The following is a 21,703-nucleotide window of genomic DNA, read 5'->3' as shown; positions in this document are numbered from 1 at the left end:
GAACAACTTTTGCCGAAGGACTAGCAAAAGCTGTCGGGTATGTGTCAGCATGTCCCCATGACAACGGACGTCACCGCCCCAGCCCGCACGAAACGTGCCGGCTTCGTCGGAGGCGGCTTCATGGCCGCCGTGCACTCGCGTGCGGCCAGAGCTGCCCGGGCCGAACTCGTCGGCGCCGCCTCCTCCTCACCCGAGCGGGCTGCCGCAGCGGTCGAGCGACTCGGGCTGGGCGCCGCATTCGAGTCGCTCGAGGCGATGCTCGCCGACCCGGCCGTCGAGGTCGTGCATATCTGCACCCCGAACGCGACCCATGCGGGCTTCGCCAGGGCGGCGCTCGAGGCCGGCAAGCACGTGATCTGCGAGAAGCCGCTCGCCACCACCGCGGCCGACGCAGCCGACCTCGTCGCACTCGCCGACGCGCGGGGCCTCGTCGCCGCAGTGCCGTTCGTCTACCGCTTCCACCCCATGGCGCGCGAAGCGCGGGCGCGGGTCGCCGCCGGCGAGGCCGGGCGCCTGCTCAGCGTGCACGGCGCCTACCTGCAAGACTGGCTCGCCGCTCCGCACGACGACGACTGGCGGGTCGACCGGGCCGTCGGCGGCCCCTCGCGGGCGTTCGCCGACATCGGCTCGCACCTCGTCGACCTCGTGGAGTTCGTCGCCGGCGAGCGCATCGTGCGGCTGAACGCCGCGAGCCGCACCGTCTACGCCGACCGCGCCACGCACTCGGGCATCGAGACCGAAGACCTGGTCGCCCTCGTCGTCGAACTCGACTCGGGCGCACTCGGCACCCTGCTCGTCTCGCAGGTCGCCCCGGGCCGCAAGAACGCCCTCTCGATCGAGCTCGCCGGCACCGACGCGAGCGTGCGCTTCGAGCAGGAGCGGCCCGACACCCTGTGGCTCGGCCGCACCGGGGCATCCAGCGTCATCGAGCGCGACGCGAGTCGCCTGAGCGCCGACGCCGCCCGCCTCGCGATCGTGCCCGCCGGGCACCCGATGGGCTATCAGGACGCGTTCAACGCCTTCGTCGCCGACGCCTACGCCGCGATCGACGGTGCCGCGCCCGACGGGCTTCCGAGCTTCGCCGACGGGCTGCGCGCCGCGCAGGTCACCGAAGCGGTGCTCGCCTCGGCCGAACGACGCGACTGGGTGGAGGTGCCCGCATGAGCGGCGAAGCGGTGCTCGTGGCCGAGGGCCTCGAGAAGTCGTTCTTCGGCGTCACCGTGCTGCACGGCGTGGGGCTCACGCTTCGCGCGGGCGAGGTGCACGGCCTCGTCGGCGAGAACGGCGCCGGCAAGTCGACGTTCATGAAGATCCTCGCGGGCGTGTACGAACGCGACGCCGGCACGGTCACCCTCGGCGGCACCGAGGTCGAGTTCAGCCACCCGGTGCAGGCCGCGCGGCAGGGCCTCGCCACCGTCTTCCAGGAGTTCAACCTGCTGCCCGAGCGCACCGTCGCGCAGAACGTCTTCCTCGGTCGCGAGCCCAAGCGCCGCGGCCTCGTCGACAAGAAGGCGATGCTCGCCGAGACCCGGGCGCTGCTCGCCGAGCTCGGCATCGACTCGATCGAGGCGGATGCCCCGGTGCGCACCCTCACGGTCGCCGAGCAGCAGATCGTCGAGATCGTGAAGGCGCTCTCGGTCGACGCCCGCGTGATCCAGATGGACGAGCCGACCGCCGCCCTCGCCGACCACGAGGTCGAGCTGCTCTACACGATCGTGCGACGGCTGCAGGCGCGCGGGGTCGCGATCCTCTACGTCTCGCACCGCCTGAAAGAGATCTTCGACCTCTGCGACACGATCACCGTGCTGAAGGACGGCGCGCTCGTCTCGAGCGGTCCGGCTGATGAGCTCGACACCGACGAGCTCGTGCGCCGCATGGTCGGCCGGCCGATCTCGGCGTACTTCCCCGAGGCCGAGGCGGGCACGGTGCTCGGCGAGCCCCGGCTCGAGCTGCGCGGGGTGGGCAACGCCTACGTCGACGGCGTCGACCTCGAGCTCCGCGCGGGCGAGATCGTCGGTGTGGCGGGCCTCCAGGGCTCGGGCCGCACCGAACTCGTCGAAGGCGTCTTCGGCATCGCGCCGTTCACCCGCGGCGAGATGCGCCTCGACGGCGAGACCGTGCGACTCGGTTCGGCCCGGCAGGCGGTGAAGCGGGGCCTCGCCCTGATCACCGAGGACCGCAAGGCCCAGGGGCTCGCGCTCAACCAGTCGATCACCGACAACGCGCTCCTCGTCATCCGCTCGGTGTTCTCCCGGCGCACCCGCGACACCCGGCGCGAACTGCCGGGGGTCCTCTCCTCGCTCGAGCTCGCCTCGCGGGGTCTCGACCAGGAGGTGCAGTACCTCTCGGGCGGCAACCAGCAGAAGGTCGTGCTCGCGAAGTGGCTCGCCACGAAGCCCCGCGTGGTGCTGCTCGACGAGCCGACCCGGGGCATCGACGTCGGCGCGAAGGTCGCCGTCTACACCCTCATGCGACGACTCGCGAAAGAAGGGGTCGCCATCCTCATGATCTCGTCAGAGCTCCCCGAGGTGATCGGCATGTCCGACCGCATCATCGTCATGCACGACGGTCGCGCCTCGGCCGAGCTGCCGGCGCGCAGCGACGAGGCGACCATCCTCGGGGCCGCCACCGGAACACTGCGCGTCGGGGGAGAGGAGCTGCGATGAGCACCGCGACCCCCACCCGGGCCCCGCGCCGCTCGGGCTCCCGCCGCCGGCTCGACTCGAGCCTCATCGTCGGCATCGCCCTCGTCGCCGTCATCGTCATCGGCGCGATCCTCGTCGCCTCGGTCGGCCGCAACTTCTTCAGCGCGGGCAACATCCGCGACATCCTCACCGGCATGAGCGTGCTCGGCTTCGTCGCCATCGGCCAGACGCTCGTGATCCTCTGCGCCTCGCTCGACCTCTCGGTGCCTTACGTCGTGAGCCTCTCGAGCCTCATCGCGGCCGACCTCATGGCCGGCAACCCGGCGAACATCCCGTTCGCGGTGCTCGTGGTGCTCGTGGTGGCGGCGCTCATCGGTCTCACGAACGGGCTCATCGTCACGAAGCTCAAGGTGAACGGCTTCATCGCGACGCTCGGCACGGGGCTCATCATCAAGGGCTACCTCGACACGAACTACAAGGGCACGAGCGGGCAGGTGCCGTGGGAGTTCCAGCTGATCGGCGCCACCGGCGTCGGACCGGTGCCCGTGTCGACGCTGCTCATGCTCGCCGTCGCGCTCGGTGCGGCCTTCTTCCTCGCCCGCACCCGCACCGGCAACCACATGTTCGCGGTCGGCGGCAACGAGCAGGTGGCCCGGCTCTCGGGCATCCGCACCGCACGCCCGCTCATCGTCGCGCACGTGCTGTGCTCGGTGACCGCGGCCCTCGCCGGACTCCTCCTCGCGAGCCGGCTCGGCGTCGGCAGTCCCGTCGTCGGCACCCAGGGCGGCTACGACCTGCTCTCGATCGCCGCGGTCGTGCTCGGCGGCACCCTGCTCATGGGCGGCCGCGGCTCGATCTGGGGGACCATCGGCGGCGTCGCGATCTTCGCGGTCGTCGACAACGTGATGAGCGTCATGCAAGTGAACCCGTTCCTGAAGGACGTCGTGCGCGGCGTCGTCATCGTCGCGGCGGTCGCCGTGTACACGAGCCGCTCCCTCGACCGGCGACGGCCGAGATTCACCGCGGGGGCCGAGCCGCCCGCAGCCGCCGAACCCGCCGCCGTCGACGCACCGAAGGGAGGCGCGGCATGAGCGCCGTGACATCCGATCGCCCGAGCGCGGGGGCCCGCCTCGCCCGACTCGGCCGCACCCTCGTGAGCCCCCGCGGCGCCGTGTTCCTCCTCCTCATCGTGCTGCTCATCGCCATCGCGGTGCTGAACCCGTCGTTCGCCGAGCCCGGCCAGTTCATCAGGTTCATCCAGCGCGTCGCCCCCGTCGCGATCGTGGCGATCGGCCAGTACTTCGTCATCGTGGGCGGCGAGTTCGACCTCTCGATGGGCTCGGTCGTGACCGCGCAGGTCGTGATCGCCGGCAACCTGATCGGCCAGGACGAGGCGAAGTCGCTGCCCGTGCTCCTGCTCATGCTCGCGTTCGGCGCCTTCATCGGCCTCGTCAACGGCCTCATCGTCACGCTGCTCAAGGTGCCGAGCTTCATCGTCACCCTCGGCATGATGCTCGCTCTGCTCGGCGGCACCCTCTACTGGACCGGCGGCGCCGCGACCGGCAACCCCGCCGACGGGTTCCGCGAGATCGGCCGCGGCGGCATCCGCGGCATCCCGGTCATCGACATCCTCCCCTGGTCGGTCGTCGTGCTCGCCGCGGTGCTCGCCGCCGCGATCTGGTTCTCGAAGCGGCCCTTCGGGCGCACGATCATCGCCCTCGGCGACAACCCGACGACCGCGCGCTTCTCGGGCACCCGCAACTGGTGGGTGAAGACGTCGACGTTCATGATCTCCTCCCTCTCGGCGACGGTCGCGGGTGTGCTGCTCGTCGGCTATGCGGGCGTGCACCCCTCGGTCGGGCGCGGCTACGAGTTCATCGCGATCACCGCGGTCGTGCTCGGCGGCGTCGTGCTCGGCGGCGGCCGCGGCTGGGTGGTCGCGGCGGCCGCGGGCGCCTTCGCCCTCGAAGCGCTCTTCACCGTGCTGAACTTCGCCGGCGTGCCCTCGACGTACCGCGACGCGGTGCAGGGCGCGATCATCATCCTCGCCGTCGCCTACTCGGCGACGACGTTCCGCTCGCGCCGTCGAGGGCGCGGCATCGAGGCATCATCGGATGCCCCGAGCCAGACCTCGCCCGACGCGGCGACCCAGACCTCGCCCGACGCGGCGACCCAGACTTCGCCGGCACCGGCGGAGGAGCGCGATGCCGAGGCATCCGCTCGCCCTGCACCCATTCCCTCGACGTCGAGGGCTGACAACGAAACCAAGGGAGGTTCGTGATGCGACGCAGGTATACGGTGGCATCCGCAATGGTCGGCGCCCTCGCGCTGCTGACGATGGCAGGCTGCACCACCGACCCCAATGTGGCCGCTCCGACGGAGGACGCCGCCACGGAGGAGTCGGTCGAGTGGTTCGACCAGGAGCTCTTCGACAAGCAGGACGCCGAGCGCGACGTCGTGCCCGAAGGCCCCGAAGGGCAGCCCTGGCTGCAGCACATCAACGCCGAGATGGTCGACACCTCGGAGTTCGCCGCGGAGGGCGCCAAGAAGGCGTGCTTCGCCAACGCCTCGATCTCGAACCCCTGGCGCACGACCGGCTGGATCACGATGAACCAGCAGCTGGAGGTGCTGCAGGAGGCCGGTGTGATCAGCGAGATGGAGACGCGCGATGCACAGGACTCCGATGACACGCAGATCGCCGACATCGACTACTTCATCGAGGAGGGCGGCTGCGACGTCTTCATCATCTCGCCGAACTCCACGGCGGCGATGACGCCGGCCGTCGAGCGCGCCTGCGACACCGGCAAGCCGGTGATCGTGTTCGACCGCGGCGTGCAGACCGACTGCCCGGTCACGTTCATCCACCCCATCGGCGGATTCGCGTGGGGCATCGACACGGCCGAGTTCCTCATCGACGAGCTCGACGAGGGCGACAAGGTCGTGGCGCTGCGCATCCTGCCGGGCGTCGACGTGCTCGAACAGCGCTGGGCCGCGGCCGAGAAGCTGTTCGACGAGGCCGGCATCGAGGCCGTCGACTACTTCACCGGGGCCGACCCGGCGGAAATCAAGAAGATCATCTCCGACGAGCTCGCCAAGGGCGACGTCCAGGGCATCTGGATGGACGCCGGCGACGGCGCCGTCGCCGCCATCGAGGCGTTCGAGGACGCCGGCGTCGACTACCCCGTCATGACGGGCGAAGACGAGATGAGCTTCCTCCGCAAGTGGAAGGAGACCGGGCTCACGGGCCTCGCGCCGGTGTACTCGAACTTCCAGTGGCGCACGCCGCTCCTCGCCGTGCAGAAGATCTTCGCCGGCGAAGAGGTGCCGAGCGAGTGGGTGCTGCCCCAGTCGCCGATCACCGCCGAGGAGGTCGACGAGTACCTCGCCCTCAACGAGAACATGCCCGACGGCCACTACGCGAAGTTCGGCGGCGAGGACCTGCCGGGCTACCCGCAGGTCTGGGAGGACCGGATCGTTCCGTAACCCCTGATCCGTCGGTCGAGTAGCGACGAAGGAGCGTATCGAGACCACGCGCGTGATGGTGGTCACGATACGCTTCGCTACTCGACCGGCAGACCTCGATACGCTCGCACCGACGGAGTTCTGCAAGGAGGCAGCATGCGCCGCACCATCGGCGTCAACACCTGGGTGTGGGCTTCGCCCCTCACCGATGAGAACCTGCCCGCGCTCGCCGCGAAGGCGGCCGAGCTCGGTTTCGGCGCGATCGAGCTGCCGGTCGAGAGCCCCGGCGACTGGTCGGCGGATGCCGCGGCCGAGGTGCTGGCCGAGCAGCGCCTCGCCCCGATCGTGATCGGCGCGATGGGCCCCGGCCGCAACCTCGTCGCGGCCCCCGGCTCCGAGATCGTCGCCACCCAGAACTACCTCGTGCACTGCCTCGGCGTCGCCGAGCGGCTCGGCTCCCCGGTCGTCGCGGGTCCCTTCACGGCGGCCACCGGCCGCGCCTGGCGCATGGACGCCGAGGAGCGCGAAGCCCGGTACCGCGAGCTGCGTGCGAGCCTCGCGCCCCTCGTCCGGCAGGCGGAGGCACGTGGCATCCGGCTCGCGATCGAACCCCTGAACCGCTACGAGACGAGTCTCGTGAACACGGTCGAGCAGGCGCTCGAGGCCCTCGGGCCGCTGCTCGGCCCCGGCCTCGGGCTCGCCCTCGACAGCTACCACCTGAACATCGAGGAGAAGTCGATCGGCGAGGCGATCCGCGCCGCAGGCCCGCACCTCGCCTACGTGCAGGTGTGCGGCAACGATCGCGGCGCCGTCGGCGACGACCACCTCGACTGGCCCGCGTTCCTCGACGCGCTCGACGACGTCGGGTACGCGGGGGCGCTCGGGCTCGAGAGCTTCACCGGCGAGAACGCGACGATCGCGGTCGCAGCCTCGGTCTGGCGCCCCCTCGCCCCCTCGCAGGACGAACTGGCGGCGCGCAGCATCCGCTACCTGACCGCGCTGCAAGACGAAAGGAACCCGGCATGACCGCCACCCACCCCGTCACGCTCTTCACCGGCCAGTGGGCCGACCTGCCCTTCGGCGAGGTCGCGCGCCTCGCCGCCGAGTGGGGTTACGACGGCCTCGAGATCGCCTGCTCGGGCGACCACCTCGACCTGAAGCTCGCCGAGGAGGAGCCCGGGTACCTGGCCGAGCGCCAGGAGATCCTGAAGCGGCACGGGCTGTCGGTGTACGCCATCTCGAACCACCTCACCGGGCAAGCGGTGTGCGACGACCCGATCGACTTCAGGCACGAGGCGATCGTGCGCCCGTACACCTGGGGCGACGGCGATCCCGAGGGTGTCAGGCAACGTGCCGCCGACGACATGAAGCGGGCGGCGCGGGTCGCCCGCGCGCTCGGCGTCGACACCGTCGTCGGCTTCACCGGCTCGTCGATCTGGCCGTACGTGGCGATGTTCCCGCCCGTGCCGGCCTCGGTCATCGACGCCGGCTACGAGGACTTCGCGAACCGCTGGAACCCCATCCTCGACGTGTTCGACGCCGAGGGCGTGCGCTTCGCGCACGAGGTGCACCCCTCCGAGATCGCGTACGACTACTGGACGAGCGTGCGCAGCCTCGAGGCGATCGACCGCCGCGCGGCGTTCGGCTTCAACTGGGACCCGTCGCACATGATGTGGCAGGGCATCGACCCGGTCGGCTTCATCTGGGACTTCCAGGACCGGATCTACCACGTCGACTGCAAGGACACGAGGATGCGGCCCGCGACCGGCCGGCCGGGGGTCCTCGGCTCGCACCTGCCGTGGGGCGACCCGCGGCGCGGCTGGGACTTCGTCTCCACGGGGCACGGCGATGTGCCCTGGGAGGACGCATTCCGCGCGCTCGACGCGATCGGCTACACCGGCCCGATCTCGGTCGAGTGGGAGGACGCCGGCATGGATCGGCTGCACGGCGCGGCCGAGGCCGTCGGGTTCATCCGCTCGAAGCTGTTCCCGCGGCCGACCGCCTCCTTCGACGCCGCCTTCTCGAACCAGTAGGAGCCGCCGCATGTCGATCGAGCACACCGTCGTCTTCCGGCTCGTCCATGAGCCGGGTTCCGCCGCCGAGCAGGAGTTCTTCGCGACCGCGCGCGAGACCCTCACCGGCATTCCCGGGGTCGCCGACTTCGCGATCAGCCGGCAGGTCAGCCCGAAGAGCGCCTTCACGCATCGCTTCGGCATGGTGTTCGCCGATCAGGCCGCGTACGACGCCTACAACGCGCACCCCGCGCACGTCGGCTTCGTCGAGGGCCGGTGGGTGCCCGAGGTCGCGGAGTTCCAGGAGTACGACTTCGAGCGGCTCTGAGCCGTCTGCAGCGGCCGGGCCGGTGGGTCAGCCGATGATGCTCCAGTAGAAGACCTGCGTCTCGGGATGCCTCGGGTGGTCGTCGACCGAGCGGTCCCACGTGGCATCCGTGTGCCCGCCGTAGAAGACGTCGACGTTCCCGTTATCGTCCTCGATGACCGCCGTGACGATCGCCGTGTGGTCGCGGTCGCCCGAGGCGTCCCAGTCGAACTGCACGATGTCGCCAGGCTTGACCTGCGCGCGCTGCGCGTCGTCGAGCGGCGTCGCCCGCTCGGGGTGGGCGGCGAGGTAGTCGCGGAACACCGTCGACGAGCGCCAGGCCGCGCTCGCCGCGTAGGGGTCTCCGTCCTCCGAGTACCACCACTCCTCGTCGGGCAGCCAGCCGCGCTCGATGAGGGACTGCGAGGTGAAGTTCACGCAGTCGTCGTCGCCGAGCACGCCGTAGCGCTCGCTCTCGTCGGCGTCCCAGTGCGCGCGCACGTATTCGAGCTGGCGCAGCACCGGAGCGGGCAGTTCGGGGTCGAGCTCGAGGGCGGCCGCGTTCGGGTGGCTGCCGTCGCCGCCCTGCGTGCCCGGCCCGCGCGGCGCCGTGGCCGCGATGACGATGGCCGCGACGCCCCAGGCGATGAGCGCGAGCACCACGACGAGCGCACCGCCCACGACCAGGCGCCGGCGCAGGTACACCCGCCGGTCGGCACGCGCCGAGGGGCGCGGCGCCGACGGCTCCGCGACCTCGGGGGTCGCCTCGGCCACCCGGCCGGTCTCGCTCACGTCATCCACCCGATCCACCGTACGTGGGTTCGGTGGGTGTTCACTCCTTGCTCGGCGACGGCATGGCGGATGCCCCGGCCGCACGCGCGGCCGGGGCATCCGCCCGTGCACCTCAGCGTTCGGTGACCGTGCCCGCCGCGAGGTGCAGGCGGCGCTCGGCGCGGCGGGCGACCGCCGAGTCGTGCGTGACGACGACGAGCGTCAGCCCGCGCTCGCGGCGGATCCCCTCGAGGATCTCGAGGATCTCGTCACGGGTCTCCTCGTCGAGGGCCCCGGTCGGCTCGTCCGCGAGCAGCACCTCGGGCTCCTTCACGAGCGCACGGGCGATCGCGACCCGCTGCTGCTGACCGCCGGAGAGCTCGCTCGGCAGGTGGGCGGCCCGGTCCGCGAGTCCGACGGCCGCGAGCGCCGCGGCGGCGCGCTCCGCCCGCTGCGCGCCGGGGACGCCGAGCGGTTCGAGCGCCGTCTCGACGTTCTCCTGCGCCGTGAGCGTCGGGATCAGGTTGAAGTTCTGGAAGACGAACCCGATCTCCTTCGCGCGGATCTTCGCGAGCTTCGCATCGGGCATCTTCGAGATCTCGTCTTCGCCGATGCTGATGGTGCCGGACGTCGGCCGGTCGAGCCCGCCGAGCATCTGCAGCAGCGTCGTCTTGCCGCCACCGGTCGGCCCCTGGATCGCGACGTGCTCGCCCGCCCCGATCGAGAGGTCGACGTTCTTCAGGGCGTGCACCGTGCGGTCGCCCTGCCGGTACGTCTTCGTGAGCTTGGTGAGTGTGTACATGGTGTCCTCGGTGGGTCGTGTGTCGATGCGGTGGACGCCGCCGGCGGGGGAGGCGATGCCGGTCATCCGACGCTCCGGAGCGCTTCGGCGGGGCGGAGGCGTGCGGCGCGCCAGCCGCCGATCGCACCGGCGAGCAGGCCGCCGAGCACGGCGATGCCGACGGCGATGGCGATCACCGACACCGTGACGGGGGCGTTGAGGGCGATCTCGGTCGTCGCCGCGGCGGTCTGCCCCATGGGGCCGAACGCGCGCACGCCGCCGGTCGCTTCGCCGCCCGTCGCTCCGCCGGGGCCGCCGCCGGGGTCCGCCATCTCGAATCCGCCGCTCGATGCGCTGCCCGAGAGGGTGGGCGCGATGAGATTGATGACGGCGATGCCGAGCAGGCCGATCGCGACGCCGGCGGCGCCGCCGATGAGGCCCTGCACGAGCGACTCGCCCGCGACCTGGCCGACGACGCGGCGGTTCGACCAGCCGATCGCCTTCAGCGTGCCGAACTCGCGGGTGCGTCGGGTGACGCCCGAGACGGTGAAGAGGATGGCGATGAGGAACGCCGCGACGAGCACGGCGAGCGAGAGCCAGAGGCCGAGGTTCGCCACGAGGCTCGAGGCCGTCGCGAGCGAGCCCGAGACGCTCGAGGCGAGCTCCTCCTGGGTCGACACGGTGGCGTCGGGCAGAGCGGCCTCGATGTCGGCCTGCACCTGCGAGATGTCGGTCGACGAGGCCGCCTGCACCGAGATGCTCGAGATCATGCCCGCTTCGCCCGAGAGGGTCTGGGCGACGTCGAGCGGGATGTAGACGTTCGACGCGCTCGCCGAGTCGGCGTCGTTCGCGGTCACGGTGCCGACGATCTCGAACTCGGTACCGCCGAGGTCGAGCGTGTCGCCGATCGTGAGCTCGGCGCTCGTCGCGTAGTCGGCGTCGAGCACGGCGACGTGCTCGCCCGTGTCGCCCTCGTCGAGCGCGCGGCCGTCGGTCAGCGAGACGGCCGACAGCGGTCCGACCGCGTCGGCCGCGGGATCGAGGCCGAGCACGCTGAACGAGTCGACGTCGAAGGCGCTGCCGCCCGCGCCGTCGGGCCCGCCCTGCGGGGGAGCAGCCTGCCCGGTGCCCTCCTCGGCGACGGGCCCGCCGTCGGAGCCCTGCATCTGAGCGAAGTCGGGCATCTCGCCGTTGAAGGTCGTGTTGGTGAGCGACAGCGTCGCGGCCGTGGCCGCGACGCTGTCGATGCCCTGCACGGTCTCGAGCGCGCTCTCGTCGAAGGTGCTCGAGCCGAAGCCCGCGCTGAGCCGCGACTGGCTGAGCTCGGTGGTGCCGTCGGCCGTGGTGCCGGCGCCCGCGTCGAACTCGAATCTGGGTCCGCCGCCCTCGCCCTCGCCGGGCGGGGTGGGCGACTGGGCGACGGTGATGTCGGTGCCGACGCCGTAGACCGACTCGAGCACGGAGGCCTGCGCGGCCTTCACGCCCGAGGCGACGGAATCGACGATGATGACGAGCGCGATCGCGAGCGCCATGCCGATGGCGATGATCGCCGTCTGCCTGCGGCGGCCGGCGAGTTCGCGCCGGAGATAGGTGAAGAACATGAGCATCCTCGGGGGTCGGAAGAGGCGGGAGCGGAGCGGGAGGGCGTTCCCGGACGGGGCGCCGATCGCGACATTAGGCAGCCGTGCTGTGGCCGACCGATGGTGCGGCTATGATCTGCCTGTCTCCCTCGGCCGAGGCGCCGTCGCCCGGCGACGGAGCGGCGCGGGGCATCCGTCCATGAAAGCCATAGGAAACGCATAGCCGGGTGCGGATACTGGAACCATGACCACGACCCCAGCCGCCGCATCCCATCGCGCTCCCGCCATCGCCAAGGGCGACGGGTCGATGGTGCGGGTGCTCGTGGTCGACGACGAGCACTCGCTCACCGAGCTGCTGAAGATGGCGCTGAAGTACGAGGGCTGGGACGTGCGCACCGCCGGAGACGGCGCGACCGCGGTCAAGATCGCCCGCGAGTTCCGGCCCGACGCGATCGTGCTCGACATCATGCTTCCCGACTTCGACGGGCTCGAGGTGCTGCAGCGGGTGCGCGCCGACGGCACCGAGACGCCCGTGCTGTTCCTCACCGCGAAGGACTCGCTCGACGACCGCATCGCCGGGCTCACCGCGGGCGGCGACGACTACGTCACGAAGCCGTTCAGCCTCGAGGAGGTCGTGGCGCGCCTGCGCGGCCTCATCCGTCGCTCGACCCTGACGCTCGCCCAGGCGAAGGACCCGGTGCTCACCGTCGGCGACCTCACCCTCGACGAGGACTCGTACGAGGTCGCGCGCGGCGGCGAGCCCATCGAGCTCACCGCGACCGAGTTCGAGCTGCTGCGCTACCTCATGCGCAACCCCCGCCGCGTGCTCTCGAAGGCGCAGATCCTCGACCGGGTGTGGTCGTACGACTTCGGCGGCAAGGAGTCGGTCGTCGAGCTCTACATCTCGTACCTGCGCAAGAAGGTCGACGCCGGCCGGGCGCCCATGATCCACACGGTCCGCGGCGCCGGGTACATGCTGAAGGCCGCCGGATGACCCGGCCCGGCGACCCGGGGCACGCCGCAGCGTCGCGCGAGGCGAGCGCCGCCGTCGCGGCCGGCGCGGTCGGCGCGGTCGCCGACGAGGCGGATGCGCCGCACCGCGGTCGTCCGTGGACCCTCCGCCGTCGGCTGCTCATCATCGTCGCGTCGCTCCTCGTCGCCGTGAGCGCGGTCGTCGGCCTCGTGAGCGTCGCCGTGTTCCACAGTTCCTCGGTCGCGCGGCTCGACGCGAACCTCGACTCGACGATCTCGCGTGCGAACCTCGCCATCTCGGGCCAGCCGCCCGGCTTCCCCGGCGACCCCTCGGCGGCGCCCTCCCTCGTGCTCAACATCCCCGGGCAGGAGGCGGGCACCCTCGCCGCCCTCGTGCCCGCCGACGGCGAGACGAGGGCCGGCTACATCACCGAGGGCGGCCGGGTGCTCGACCTGCCTGCCGAGCTCGCCGAGGTGCTCGCCGGGGTGCCGACCGACGGCGAACCGCATTCGATCCGGGTCGGCGAACTCGGCGACTACCGCGCGCTCGCCCTCGAGCAGACCGACTGGGAGGGGGTGCGCATCGTGCTGGCCCTGCCGCTCGCCGAGGTGAACGCCGACAGCTCGCAGCTCGCCCTGACCATCACGATCGTCGCGCTCGCCGGGCTCGTCGTCGCGATGGGGCTCGGCTCGGTCATCGTCGCGAGGGCGCTCAGTCCGCTCGAGCGCGTCACCGCGACCGCGCAACGCGTCTCCGAACTGCCGCTCGACCGCGGCGACGTCGCGCTCGCCGAACGGGTCGACGTCGACGACGACGGCACCGAGGTCGGACGGCTCGGCTCCGCATTCAACCGCATGCTCGGCCACGTGGCATCCGCCCTGACCGCCCGCGAGCAGAGCGAGCAGAAGGTGCGTCGCTTCGTCGCCGACGCCTCGCACGAACTGCGCACCCCGCTCGCCTCGATCCGGGGCTACGCCGAACTGACGCGACTGCACGGCGGGCAGCTGCCCGACGACGTCGTGCACGCGCTGTCGCGGATCGAGTCGGAGTCGCTGCGCATGACCGGACTCGTCGAGGACCTGCTGCTGCTCGCGCGGCTCGACGAGGGCCGCGAGCTCGTGCACGGGCGGGTCGACCTGCGCGCGATCGTGGTCGACGCGGTCGGCGATGCGCAGGCCGCCGCTCCCGACCACGACTGGTCGGTCGACGCGCCCGACGACGCCGTCGAGGTCTCGGGCGACGACGCCCGCCTGCGGCAGGTGCTGACGAACCTCCTCGCGAACGCGTGGGTGCACACGCCGGCCGGCACCGAGGTCGTGGCCCGGCTCGGCGTCGTCGGCGACCGTGTGCGCCTCCAGGTCGTCGACGACGGCCCCGGGATCGACGAGACGGTGCGCGCCACGCTCTTCGAGCGGTTCGCACGCGGGGATGCCTCGCGCTCGCGCCGCGCCGGGTCGACCGGCCTCGGCCTCGCCATCGTGCGCGCCGTGGTCGAGGCGCACCACGGCACGGTCGAGGTCGAGAGCGAGCCGGGGCGCACGGTCTTCACGGTGGAGCTGCCGCTCGCGACGGCACCGGTCGCGCCGTCGTCGCCGGTCGAGTAGCGCAGCGCCGCCGGTCGCGCGCCGCCCGCGCGCCGCTGCCCGCCGCCGCCGGTCGCTCTGGCGTGTCGTGCTCGCGCGCCCGTAGCGTGTGGAGCAGCCACGGGGCGGTGGCACCGCGCCCGGCGCGGGTGGAGGCCCTGGCCCCGGCACGACCGAAGGAGCATCCGCATGATCCGAGCGGTACCTACCACCGCAGGGCGGCGACGCGGTCATCGCGTCGCCGTCGCCGTGACGGCCGCGCTCGCCTGCGCGGGCGTCGCGATCGCGTCGCCGGCGTACGCCAGCCCCGAGCCTGCAGAGCCGACGTTCGTCGACGGTCTCTCGCAGGCCGTCTTCACCAAGAACTCGGCCGAGTGGATCAACCACGAGGCGTGGGTCGAGAGCGAGGTCGACTCCGACCGCGACGGCCTGCCCGACCTCGTGCACATCGACGTGAGCCGGGTTCCCGAGACCGAGTCGGCCGGCCTCGACGTTCCGGTGCTCATGGAGCTGAGCCCCTACTACGCCGGTGGCACGCAGGTCACGAACTGGTCGGTCGATCACGAGATCGGCGACCCGCCGAGCGAGAAGGAGCCGTGGCCCGCCTACGTGCCGCGCAACCGCACGAGCCCGACCATCTCGCGCTCGCTCGAGAGCACCTGGGTGCCCCGGGGTTACGCGGTCGTGCACGCCGAGGGCTTCGGCAGCGGCTGGTCGGAGGGCTGCCCCACCTCGGGCGGCACCAACGAGTCGCTGGCGGGCAAGGCCGTCGTCGACTGGCTGAACGGCCGTGCGACGGCCTACACGAGCCCCGACCGCACGACCGAGGTCGCCGCCGACTGGACCACGGGCCGCGTCGGCATGATCGGCACCTCGTACAACGGCACGCTGCCGATCGGCGTCGCCTCGACCGGGGTCGAGGGGCTCGAGGCGATCGTGCCGGTCTCGGCGATCTCGAACTGGTACGACTACTACCGCGCGAACGGTGCGGTGCGGGCGCCCGGCGGCTACCAGGGCGAAGACCTCGACGTGCTCGCCGATTACGTCTACACCCGCTTCGACCAGGAGATCTGCCAGCCGATCATCGACGAGCTGCGGGCGAACCAGGACCGCGCCACCGGTGACGAGAGCCCCTTCTGGGCCGAGCGCGACTACCTCGCGAACGCCGACCGGATCAGCGCCGCGACCCTCGTCGCGCACGGGCTCAACGACTGGAACGTCATGACGAAGAACGCCGCCGACCTCTACGAGGAGCTCAAGGCGAACGACGTGCCGCACCAGATCTACCTGCACCAGGGCGGCCACGGCGGCAACCCGAACGACACCCTGCTGAACCGTTGGTTCACCCGGTACCTCTACGACGTCGAGAACGGCGTCGAGGCGCTGCCGAAGGCCTACGTCGTGCGCGAGGACAAGACGCTCACCGAGTACGCGGAGTGGCCCGACCCGGCGACCGCCGACGTCAAGCTGAAGCTCGGCGGCGCGGCCGAGGCCGACGGGGTCGGCACGATCGCGGTGTCGCGTTCCGGCGGCAAGGCGAGCGAAGACCTCGTGGATGACGCGAGCCTCCGTGCGGCGGACCTCGCCGCCGCGACGTCGTCGCCGAACCGCCTCGCGTACCGCACCGAGGTGCTGGGGGAGCAGATGCGCCTCTCCGGCACGCCCTCGGTGTCGCTGCGCCTCTCGGTCGACCGGCCGAAGGCGAACCTCACGGCGCTGCTCGTGGAGTACCCGACGACCGGCGCGCCGAAGATCATCACCCGCGGGTGGATGGACGTCGAGAACCGCGAATCCGCCGCGGTGACCGACCCGATCACCCCCGGCCGGTCGTACGACTTCGCGTTCGAGCTCGAGCCGAAGGACTACGTGTTCTCGGCCGGCTCGCAGATCGGGCTCGTCGTGCTCTCGAGCGATCACGAGTACACGGTGCGTCCGGCGCCGGGCACGACGCTCACGCTCGACCCGTCGAAGTCGACGGTGCACCTGCCGCTCGTCGGCGGCATGGGCGCGCTGCAGCAGTCGCTGCACGCGGGCTGAGTCCTCCGGAGGTCGAGGAGCGACGAAGGAGCGTATCGAGACCCGTACAGGGTCTCGATACGCTCCGCTCCTCGGCCGGCCTGCGGGCCTACGCCTCGGCGAGCCCGCCGAGCATCTCGGCGAAGAGCTCGAGCTCGGCGACCGAGCGCTCGCGCAGCACGGCGTGCAGGCGCGACTGGTTGCGCGCCCGCACCGCCGTGATGCGCTCGACCGCGTGCGGCGTGGGCACGATCACGCGCACCCGCCCGTCGCGCTCGTCGGGCCGGCTCTCGACGAGGCCGACCTCCTCGAGCATCCGGATCTGACGGCTCACCACGCTCTTGTCCATGTCGAAGAGCTCGGTGAGCACGTGCGCGTTCGTCGAACCGAGCCGGACGACCGTCGCGAGCAGCTTGTACCCGGCAGGGTTCAGCTCGGGGTGGATGTGCTGCGCCGCCTCCTTCCACACCGTTCGGGCACGGCCGAAGACGAAGGAGAGCTGGTCCTCCACGTGGGCGATCGCCTCGTCGACGGTGGGCTCTGCGGCGGGGTCGGCGGTGGGCTCGGTCACGACGTTCATGCTACTTGCGGGCGCCTGCGGCTTCGGCCCCGGCGTCGCGGGCGGATGCCCCGTCGCCGCGGTCGCTCGTGTCATCCGACCCGTCGACGAGCTGCATCGACGAGGTCACCGGCGCCGCGATCTCGGCCTCGGCGAGGTCGATCGCGACCTGCTCGGCCTCCTCGGCCAGCGTCTGCGCGGCGTTCTTCGTCGACAGCGGCTTGTTGGGCAGGAACGCGATCGCGATGAGGCTGACGATCGCGAGCGGCACGGCGATGAGGAAGACGTCGGCGATGCCGCGGCCGTACGAGCCCTCGACGATCACGCGGATCGTGTCGGGGAGCTCGGACACCTTCGGCAGGGAGCCGCTCGCGAGCGACTTCAGCGCATCGACCTCGCCGGCCGAGGCGGGGGTGAACTTCGCGAGCCCGTCGGTGATGTGGCTCGTCACCTGGGTGGCGAGCACCGAGCCCATGACGGTCACGCCGATGGTGCCGGCGATCGACCGGAAGAAGTTCACGTTCGAGCTCGCCGCGCCGAGCTGCGACGCGGGGGTGTCGTTCTGCACGATGAGCGTGAGGTTCTGCATCACCATGCCGAGGCCGGCGCCCAGCACGAACATGTAGATCGAGACGAGCGTGAAGTCGGTGTCGTAGCGGAGCGTGGTCATCAGGCTCACGCCGGCGAGGGTCAGCACGGAGCCGAGGAGCATCCAGCCCTTCCACTTGCCGAAGCGGCTGACGAGCGCGCCGATGCCGATCGAGGCACCCATCTGGCCGACGATCATCGGGATGGTCATGAGGCCCGACTCGGTCGGGGTGGCGCCGCGGGCGAGCTGGAAGTACTGCGCGAGGAAGACGCTCGTCGCGAACATCGCCACGCCGATCGAGATCGACGCGATCACCGAGAGGGTGAAGGTGCGGTTCGTGAAGAGGGTCATCGGCACGATGGGCTCCTCGACGAGGAACTCGGTGACGATGAAGCCGATGATCGCCGCGGCCGAGACGCCGATGATGGCGAAGCTCTCGACGGAGTTCCACTCGAACTGGTTGCCGCCCATCGACACCCAGATGAGGAGGAGCGAGACGCCGACGGTGAGGAGGATCGCGCCGAGGTAGTCGATCTTCACGCGCTCGCGGTTCGGCTTCGGCAGGTGCAGCGTTCGCTGGATGAGGATGATCGCGGCGACTGCGAAGGGCACGCCGATGAAGAAGTTGGCGCGCCAGCCGAAGGCGTCGGTGATGACGCCGCCGAGCAGCGGTCCGCCGATCGTCGCGAGGGCCATGATGCCGCCGACGACGCCCATGTACTTGCCGCGTTCGCGCGGCGAGATGATGAGGGCGACCGCGATCATGACGAGCGACATGAGGCCGCCGGCGCCGAGGCCCTGCACGACGCGCACGGCGATGAGCATGCCGGTCGACTGCGAGAAGCCGGCGACGACGGTGCCGACGACGAAGAGGCCGAGCGCGATCTGCAGCAGCATCTTGCGGTCGACGAGGTCGGCGAGCTTGCCCCAGATCGGCGTGGAGACGGCGGTCGCGAGCAGGCTCGCCGTGATGACCCAGGTGTAGGCGGACTGGTCGCCGCCGAGGTCGGCGATGATGACGGGCATCGAGGTCGACACGACCGTGCCCGAGAGCACGGCGACGAACATGCCCATGATGAGGCCCGAGAGGGCGGTGAAGACCTGGCGCGGCGTGCGTGCCGTCCCGAGGTCGTTCGGAAGCGTGGAGGTCACAGAGGTTCCTTGCATGAGTAGTTGATCAAGGTCAACTATAGAGAAAGTCGTTGCTTTCGTCAACTGTCGATGTTCGTCAACTATTCCCGTGGTGTCGTCCGACCGTGCGCGGCGTCCGATTTGGCGGAGCCCGAGGCATCCGCTACCCTTGACGGAGCCGAAGACCGCTGGTTGTCGTGCGTGCTCGTGAAAACGAGTGAACGCGACCGAAGTCTTGCGAAAGCAAGGGCCCGCGCAGGTGTGACGAAGACTTTCCGGGTCATCCGGGCCGAGCTCCGCGCAACTGCGCCGGAGCTTTTTTCTTTCTCCCCATGCTTCCAGCGCTCCAGGCCGTGCATCGCCACCGTGATGCACGTTGAGTACACAAGGAGTGGCCATGGCGAACAAGGAAGCCTCGGTTGCCGAACTCACGAACCTGTTCGAGAGCTCTGCAGCCGTTCTGCTGACCGAATACCGCGGCCTGACGGTTGCCCAGCTCAAGCAGCTGCGCAACAGCATCCGTCAGGACGCGAACTACGCCGTGGTGAAGAACACGCTGACCAAGATCGCCGCGAACAACGCGGGGATCACGACGCTGGACGCCGACCTCACCGGTCCGTCCGCCGTCGCCTTCGTGCATGGTGACTTCGTCGCCACCGCCAAGGCCGTGCGTGACTTCGCCAAGGCGAACCCGAATCTTGTGATCAAGGGCGGCGTCTTCGAGGGCAAGACCCTCGACGCCGACGAGGTCAACAAGTACGCCTCGCTCGAGAGCCGCGAGGTTCTGCTTGCGAAGGCAGCGGGCATGATGAAGGCGACGATGGGCAAGGCTGCCGCCACCATCGACGCGCTTCGCGAAAAGCTGGAGACCGCCGAGGCCGCGTAAGCGCCCGACGGACTCGTTCTACAAAAACCCCACCATTAGGAGAAACATCATGGCGAAGCTCACCACCGAAGAGCTGCTCGAGCAGTTCGCTGGTCTCACGCTTGTCGAGCTCAGCGAGTTCGTGAAGGCGTTCGAGGAGAAGTTCGAGGTCACCGCTGCTGCTCCCGTCGCCGTTGCCGGCGCCGGCGGCGCGGGCGCTGCCGAAGAGGTCGAGGAGAAGGACTCCTTCGACGTCATCCTCGAGGCTGCCGGCGACAAGAAGATCCAGGTCATCAAGACCGTCCGCGAGCTCACCTCGCTCGGCCTCGGCGAGGCCAAGGCCGTCGTCGACGGTGCTCCCAAGGCCGTGCTCGAGGGCGCGAACAAGGAGACCGCCGAGAAGGCGAAGGCTGCCCTCGAGGAGGCCGGCGCCACCGTCACCCTCAAGTAATCCCGTGCGCCGGTTCTCGGCGCTCGCGGCTTGAGGTGACCTGCGTCACCAAGCACACGGATGCCCCGTGGTCGATCATCGACCACGGGGCATCCGTCGTTTCGGGGCTCGGTCGCGGCGCCGTTCCCGAGCCGTCGCGGACCCGAGTCGCCAGAATCCGTGATTCCAGGGCGAAGTTCGAACGCTTTCTGGCGACTCGGACGCCACTCGACAAATAGATAGCACGGCTATATAGTTGAGCTATGCAATCTTCCACCGACACGTCGGGCCTGACCGCGCTCATCGGCGATCTCGTCTCGGTGAATCACCGCCTCACCCGCCTCGCCGCCGCCGCGACCGCATCCGCCGAATCGCCCGCCGTCTGGCGCACGATCGCCGTGCTGCGCGACCTCGGCCCCATGCGCCTCGGCGAGCTCGCCCGGGTCAGCCGGGTCAGCCAGCCCACGATGACCAAGCTCGTGCACACGCTCGACGAGCGCGGCTGGATCCGTCGCATCGCCGACGCGAACGACGCACGCGCCTGGCTCATCTCGGCCGACCCCAGCGGTCTCGCCGCGCTCGACGACTGGCGCGAGCAGCTCGCCGGCGAGATGGCCCTCTACTTCGACGACCTCGCCGACGACGAGCGCGCGGCGCTCGCCCGCGCCGTGGCGATCATCCGCACCCGAATCGAGCGCGCGGACGACGCCGCGCGGAATGGAGCACCGACCGCGTGACCGCACACGCCAGCCACGAGACATCCGCATCGATCCTGAAGCAGCCGAAGGCCGTCTGGGCCGTCGCCTTCGCGTGCGTCATCGCGTTCATGGGCATCGGCCTCGTCGACCCGATCCTGCCGGCGATCGCCGAGAGCCTGCAGGCGACGCCGACCGAGACCGAGATGCTCTTCACGAGCTACCTGCTCATCACCGGGCTCGCGATGCTCGGCACGAGCTGGCTGTCGAGCCGCATCGGCGCGAAGAAGACGCTGCTCATCGGGCTCGCGCTCATCATCGTCTTCGCCGCGGCCGCCGGCCTCTCGCAGAACGTCGAGGAGGTCATCGGATTCCGCGCCGGGTGGGGCCTCGGCAACGCCCTGTTCATCTCGACCGCGCTCGCGACGATCGTCGGCGCCGCGGCAGGCGGCACGGGCTCGGCGATCATCCTCTACGAGGCGGCGCTCGGCCTCGGCATCGCGGTCGGGCCGCTGCTCGGGGGCCTGCTCGGCCACGTCAGCTGGCGCGGCCCGTTCTTCGGCACCGCAGCGCTCATGGCCGTCGGCTTCATCGCGATCGTCGTCTTCCTGAAGGACGAACGGGATGCCTCGGCCCGGCCCGAGCCGACGAGGCTCTCCGCCCCGATCAGGGCGCTGCGCCAGCCTGCGCTCGCGGTGCTCGCCGCGGCCGCCCTGTTCTACAACATCGGCTTCTTCGTGCTGCTCGCGTACTCCCCGTTCCCCCTGGGGTTCGACGCCCTCGGACTCGGGTTCACGTTCTTCGGCTGGGGCCTCGCCCTCGCGATCACCTCGGTGTTCGTCGCCCCGCTGCTCACGGCGAGGATGCCGCGCACCCGTGTGCTGTGGATCGCGCTGCCGCTGCTCTCGCTCGACCTTGTGGCGGCCGGGCTGTTCATCGAGGATCCGACGGCGCTCGTCGTCTGCATCGTCGTCGGCGGACTCGTGCTCGGCGTGCTCAACACGGTGCTCACCGAGTGCGTGATGGAGGCGACCGATCTCCAGCGATCCGTGGCGTCGAGCGCGTACTCCGCGGTGCGGTTCCTGGGCGGCGCCCTCGCCCCGCCCGCCGCCGCCGAGCTCGCGCACCTGATCTCGCCGTCGGCGCCGTACTACGCAGCGGCCGGGTCGGTGCTCATCGCTGCCCTCGTCGTCGTGGCGGGTCACCGCGCGCTGCGCCGGGTCGACCGGGTCGAGCACGGCGCCGGGGCGTCCGAGCGCGAGGCCGAGGCGATCACGGTGGGCGATGCCGCCTGAGGCGGTGTC

20 protein-coding genes are annotated in these 21,703 nt (G+C 70.8%); 15 read left to right on the top strand and 5 right to left on the bottom strand.

The genetic code is table 11. The annotated features are described in order from the left end of the window. Window positions 1–57: 57 nt before the first annotated feature. The 8 genes from GQQ93_RS15405 (at window position 58) to GQQ93_RS15370 (ending at window position 8,447) form a co-directional block, all read left to right on the top strand. Window positions 58–1,164 (top strand): Gfo/Idh/MocA family protein, encoded by a 1,107-nt coding sequence (locus GQQ93_RS15405; RefSeq protein ID WP_212277359.1) that lies wholly within the window; start codon window positions 58–60, stop codon window positions 1,162–1,164. Next, window positions 1,161–2,666 carry a sugar ABC transporter ATP-binding protein gene (locus GQQ93_RS15400; RefSeq protein WP_157425122.1) on the top strand — a complete coding sequence of 502 codons (1,506 nt, stop codon included), beginning with the start codon at window positions 1,161–1,163 and terminating at the stop codon, window positions 2,664–2,666. Before GQQ93_RS15405 ends, GQQ93_RS15400 begins: the two co-directional genes overlap by 4 nt. After that, window positions 2,663–3,736 carry an ABC transporter permease gene (locus tag GQQ93_RS15395; protein ID WP_157425121.1) on the top strand — a complete coding sequence of 358 codons (1,074 nt, stop codon included), beginning with the start codon at window positions 2,663–2,665 and terminating at the stop codon, window positions 3,734–3,736. The genes GQQ93_RS15400 and GQQ93_RS15395 overlap by 4 nt, the downstream gene beginning before the upstream one ends. Beyond that, window positions 3,733–4,926 carry an ABC transporter permease subunit gene (locus GQQ93_RS15390; protein WP_212277358.1) on the top strand — a complete coding sequence of 398 codons (1,194 nt, stop codon included), beginning with the start codon at window positions 3,733–3,735 and terminating at the stop codon, window positions 4,924–4,926. The genes GQQ93_RS15395 and GQQ93_RS15390 overlap by 4 nt, the downstream gene beginning before the upstream one ends. After that, window positions 4,926–6,128 carry a substrate-binding domain-containing protein gene (locus GQQ93_RS15385; RefSeq protein WP_157425120.1) on the top strand — a complete coding sequence of 401 codons (1,203 nt, stop codon included), beginning with the start codon at window positions 4,926–4,928 and terminating at the stop codon, window positions 6,126–6,128. Before GQQ93_RS15390 ends, GQQ93_RS15385 begins: the two co-directional genes overlap by 1 nt. 135 nt (window positions 6,129–6,263) lie before the next feature. Continuing rightward, on the top strand, window positions 6,264–7,133 hold the full coding sequence (locus GQQ93_RS15380; RefSeq protein WP_157425119.1) for a sugar phosphate isomerase/epimerase family protein: 870 nt from the start codon (window positions 6,264–6,266) through the stop codon (window positions 7,131–7,133). Next, entirely contained in the window at window positions 7,130–8,140 is a 1,011-nt protein-coding gene (locus tag GQQ93_RS15375) for a sugar phosphate isomerase/epimerase family protein (protein WP_157425118.1), read from the top strand. The genes GQQ93_RS15380 and GQQ93_RS15375 overlap by 4 nt, the downstream gene beginning before the upstream one ends. Window positions 8,141–8,150: 10 nt before the next feature. Then, window positions 8,151–8,447: a Dabb family protein gene (locus GQQ93_RS15370; RefSeq protein ID WP_157425117.1), complete on the top strand. Its 297-nt coding sequence runs from the start codon at window positions 8,151–8,153 to the stop codon at window positions 8,445–8,447. Window positions 8,448–8,474: 27 nt separating this feature from the next. Here the strand turns inward: GQQ93_RS15370 and GQQ93_RS15365 are convergent, their stop codons facing one another. From GQQ93_RS15365 to GQQ93_RS15355, 3 genes are all read right to left on the bottom strand, one after another. After that, window positions 8,475–9,227 (bottom strand): amidase domain-containing protein, encoded by a 753-nt coding sequence (locus GQQ93_RS15365; protein ID WP_170296220.1) that lies wholly within the window; start codon window positions 9,225–9,227, stop codon window positions 8,475–8,477. Window positions 9,228–9,330: 103 nt separating this feature from the next. After that, on the bottom strand, window positions 9,331–9,999 hold the full coding sequence (locus GQQ93_RS15360) for an ABC transporter ATP-binding protein (protein WP_157425269.1): 669 nt from the start codon (window positions 9,997–9,999) through the stop codon (window positions 9,331–9,333). A gap of 62 nt (window positions 10,000–10,061) precedes the next feature. Next, window positions 10,062–11,579, bottom strand: a complete 1,518-nt coding sequence (locus GQQ93_RS15355) for an ABC transporter permease (RefSeq protein WP_157425115.1) — start codon at window positions 11,577–11,579, stop codon at window positions 10,062–10,064. 223 nt (window positions 11,580–11,802) lie between these two features. Here GQQ93_RS15355 and GQQ93_RS15350 point away from each other — a divergent pair, with 223 nt between their 5' ends. The 3 genes from GQQ93_RS15350 (at window position 11,803) to GQQ93_RS15340 (ending at window position 16,151) form a co-directional block, all read left to right on the top strand. Further along, window positions 11,803–12,552: a response regulator transcription factor gene (locus GQQ93_RS15350; RefSeq protein ID WP_157425114.1), complete on the top strand. Its 750-nt coding sequence runs from the start codon at window positions 11,803–11,805 to the stop codon at window positions 12,550–12,552. After that, window positions 12,549–14,135, top strand: coding sequence for a sensor histidine kinase (locus tag GQQ93_RS15345; RefSeq protein ID WP_157425113.1), 1,587 nt, complete (start codon window positions 12,549–12,551; stop codon window positions 14,133–14,135). Before GQQ93_RS15350 ends, GQQ93_RS15345 begins: the two co-directional genes overlap by 4 nt. Window positions 14,136–14,303: 168 nt before the next feature. After that, complete coding sequence (locus tag GQQ93_RS15340; RefSeq protein ID WP_157425112.1) at window positions 14,304–16,151, top strand: Xaa-Pro dipeptidyl-peptidase; 1,848 nt, start codon at window positions 14,304–14,306, stop codon at window positions 16,149–16,151. A gap of 88 nt (window positions 16,152–16,239) precedes the next feature. On the opposite strand, the gene GQQ93_RS15335 is transcribed toward GQQ93_RS15340, so the two are convergent. Together GQQ93_RS15335 and GQQ93_RS15330 are read right to left on the bottom strand one after the other, a co-directional pair. Further along, window positions 16,240–16,701 (bottom strand): MarR family winged helix-turn-helix transcriptional regulator, encoded by a 462-nt coding sequence (locus GQQ93_RS15335; protein WP_170296219.1) that lies wholly within the window; start codon window positions 16,699–16,701, stop codon window positions 16,240–16,242. Window positions 16,702–16,711: 10 nt separating this feature from the next. Continuing rightward, the gene (locus tag GQQ93_RS15330) at window positions 16,712–18,445 is read right to left on the bottom strand and encodes an MDR family MFS transporter (protein ID WP_157425110.1); all 1,734 of its coding nucleotides are present in this window, start codon (window positions 18,443–18,445) and stop codon (window positions 16,712–16,714) included. Window positions 18,446–18,806: 361 nt separating this feature from the next. Here GQQ93_RS15330 and rplJ point away from each other — a divergent pair, with 361 nt between their 5' ends. The 4 genes from rplJ to GQQ93_RS15310 all read left to right on the top strand — a co-directional run bounded on the left by rplJ (window position 18,807) and on the right by GQQ93_RS15310 (window position 21,694). After that, window positions 18,807–19,295 carry a 50S ribosomal protein L10 gene (rplJ, locus tag GQQ93_RS15325; protein ID WP_157425109.1) on the top strand — a complete coding sequence of 163 codons (489 nt, stop codon included), beginning with the start codon at window positions 18,807–18,809 and terminating at the stop codon, window positions 19,293–19,295. A gap of 49 nt (window positions 19,296–19,344) precedes the next feature. Further along, entirely contained in the window at window positions 19,345–19,725 is a 381-nt protein-coding gene (gene rplL, locus GQQ93_RS15320) for a 50S ribosomal protein L7/L12 (protein ID WP_157425108.1), read from the top strand. Between the two features lie 242 nt (window positions 19,726–19,967). Next, window positions 19,968–20,441, top strand: a complete 474-nt coding sequence (locus GQQ93_RS15315) for a MarR family winged helix-turn-helix transcriptional regulator (RefSeq protein ID WP_157425107.1) — start codon at window positions 19,968–19,970, stop codon at window positions 20,439–20,441. Beyond that, window positions 20,438–21,694, top strand: a complete 1,257-nt coding sequence (locus GQQ93_RS15310; RefSeq protein ID WP_246192356.1) for an MFS transporter — start codon at window positions 20,438–20,440, stop codon at window positions 21,692–21,694. The genes GQQ93_RS15315 and GQQ93_RS15310 overlap by 4 nt, the downstream gene beginning before the upstream one ends. Window positions 21,695–21,703 lie beyond the last annotated feature (9 nt).

This window comes from Agromyces lapidis (assembly GCF_009749405.1).
GTDB classification, from domain to species: Bacteria; Actinomycetota; Actinomycetes; order Actinomycetales; family Microbacteriaceae; genus Agromyces; species Agromyces lapidis.
Note: the sequence above shows the minus strand (reverse complement) of the source record. Positions and strands in the feature narration are given on the sequence as shown.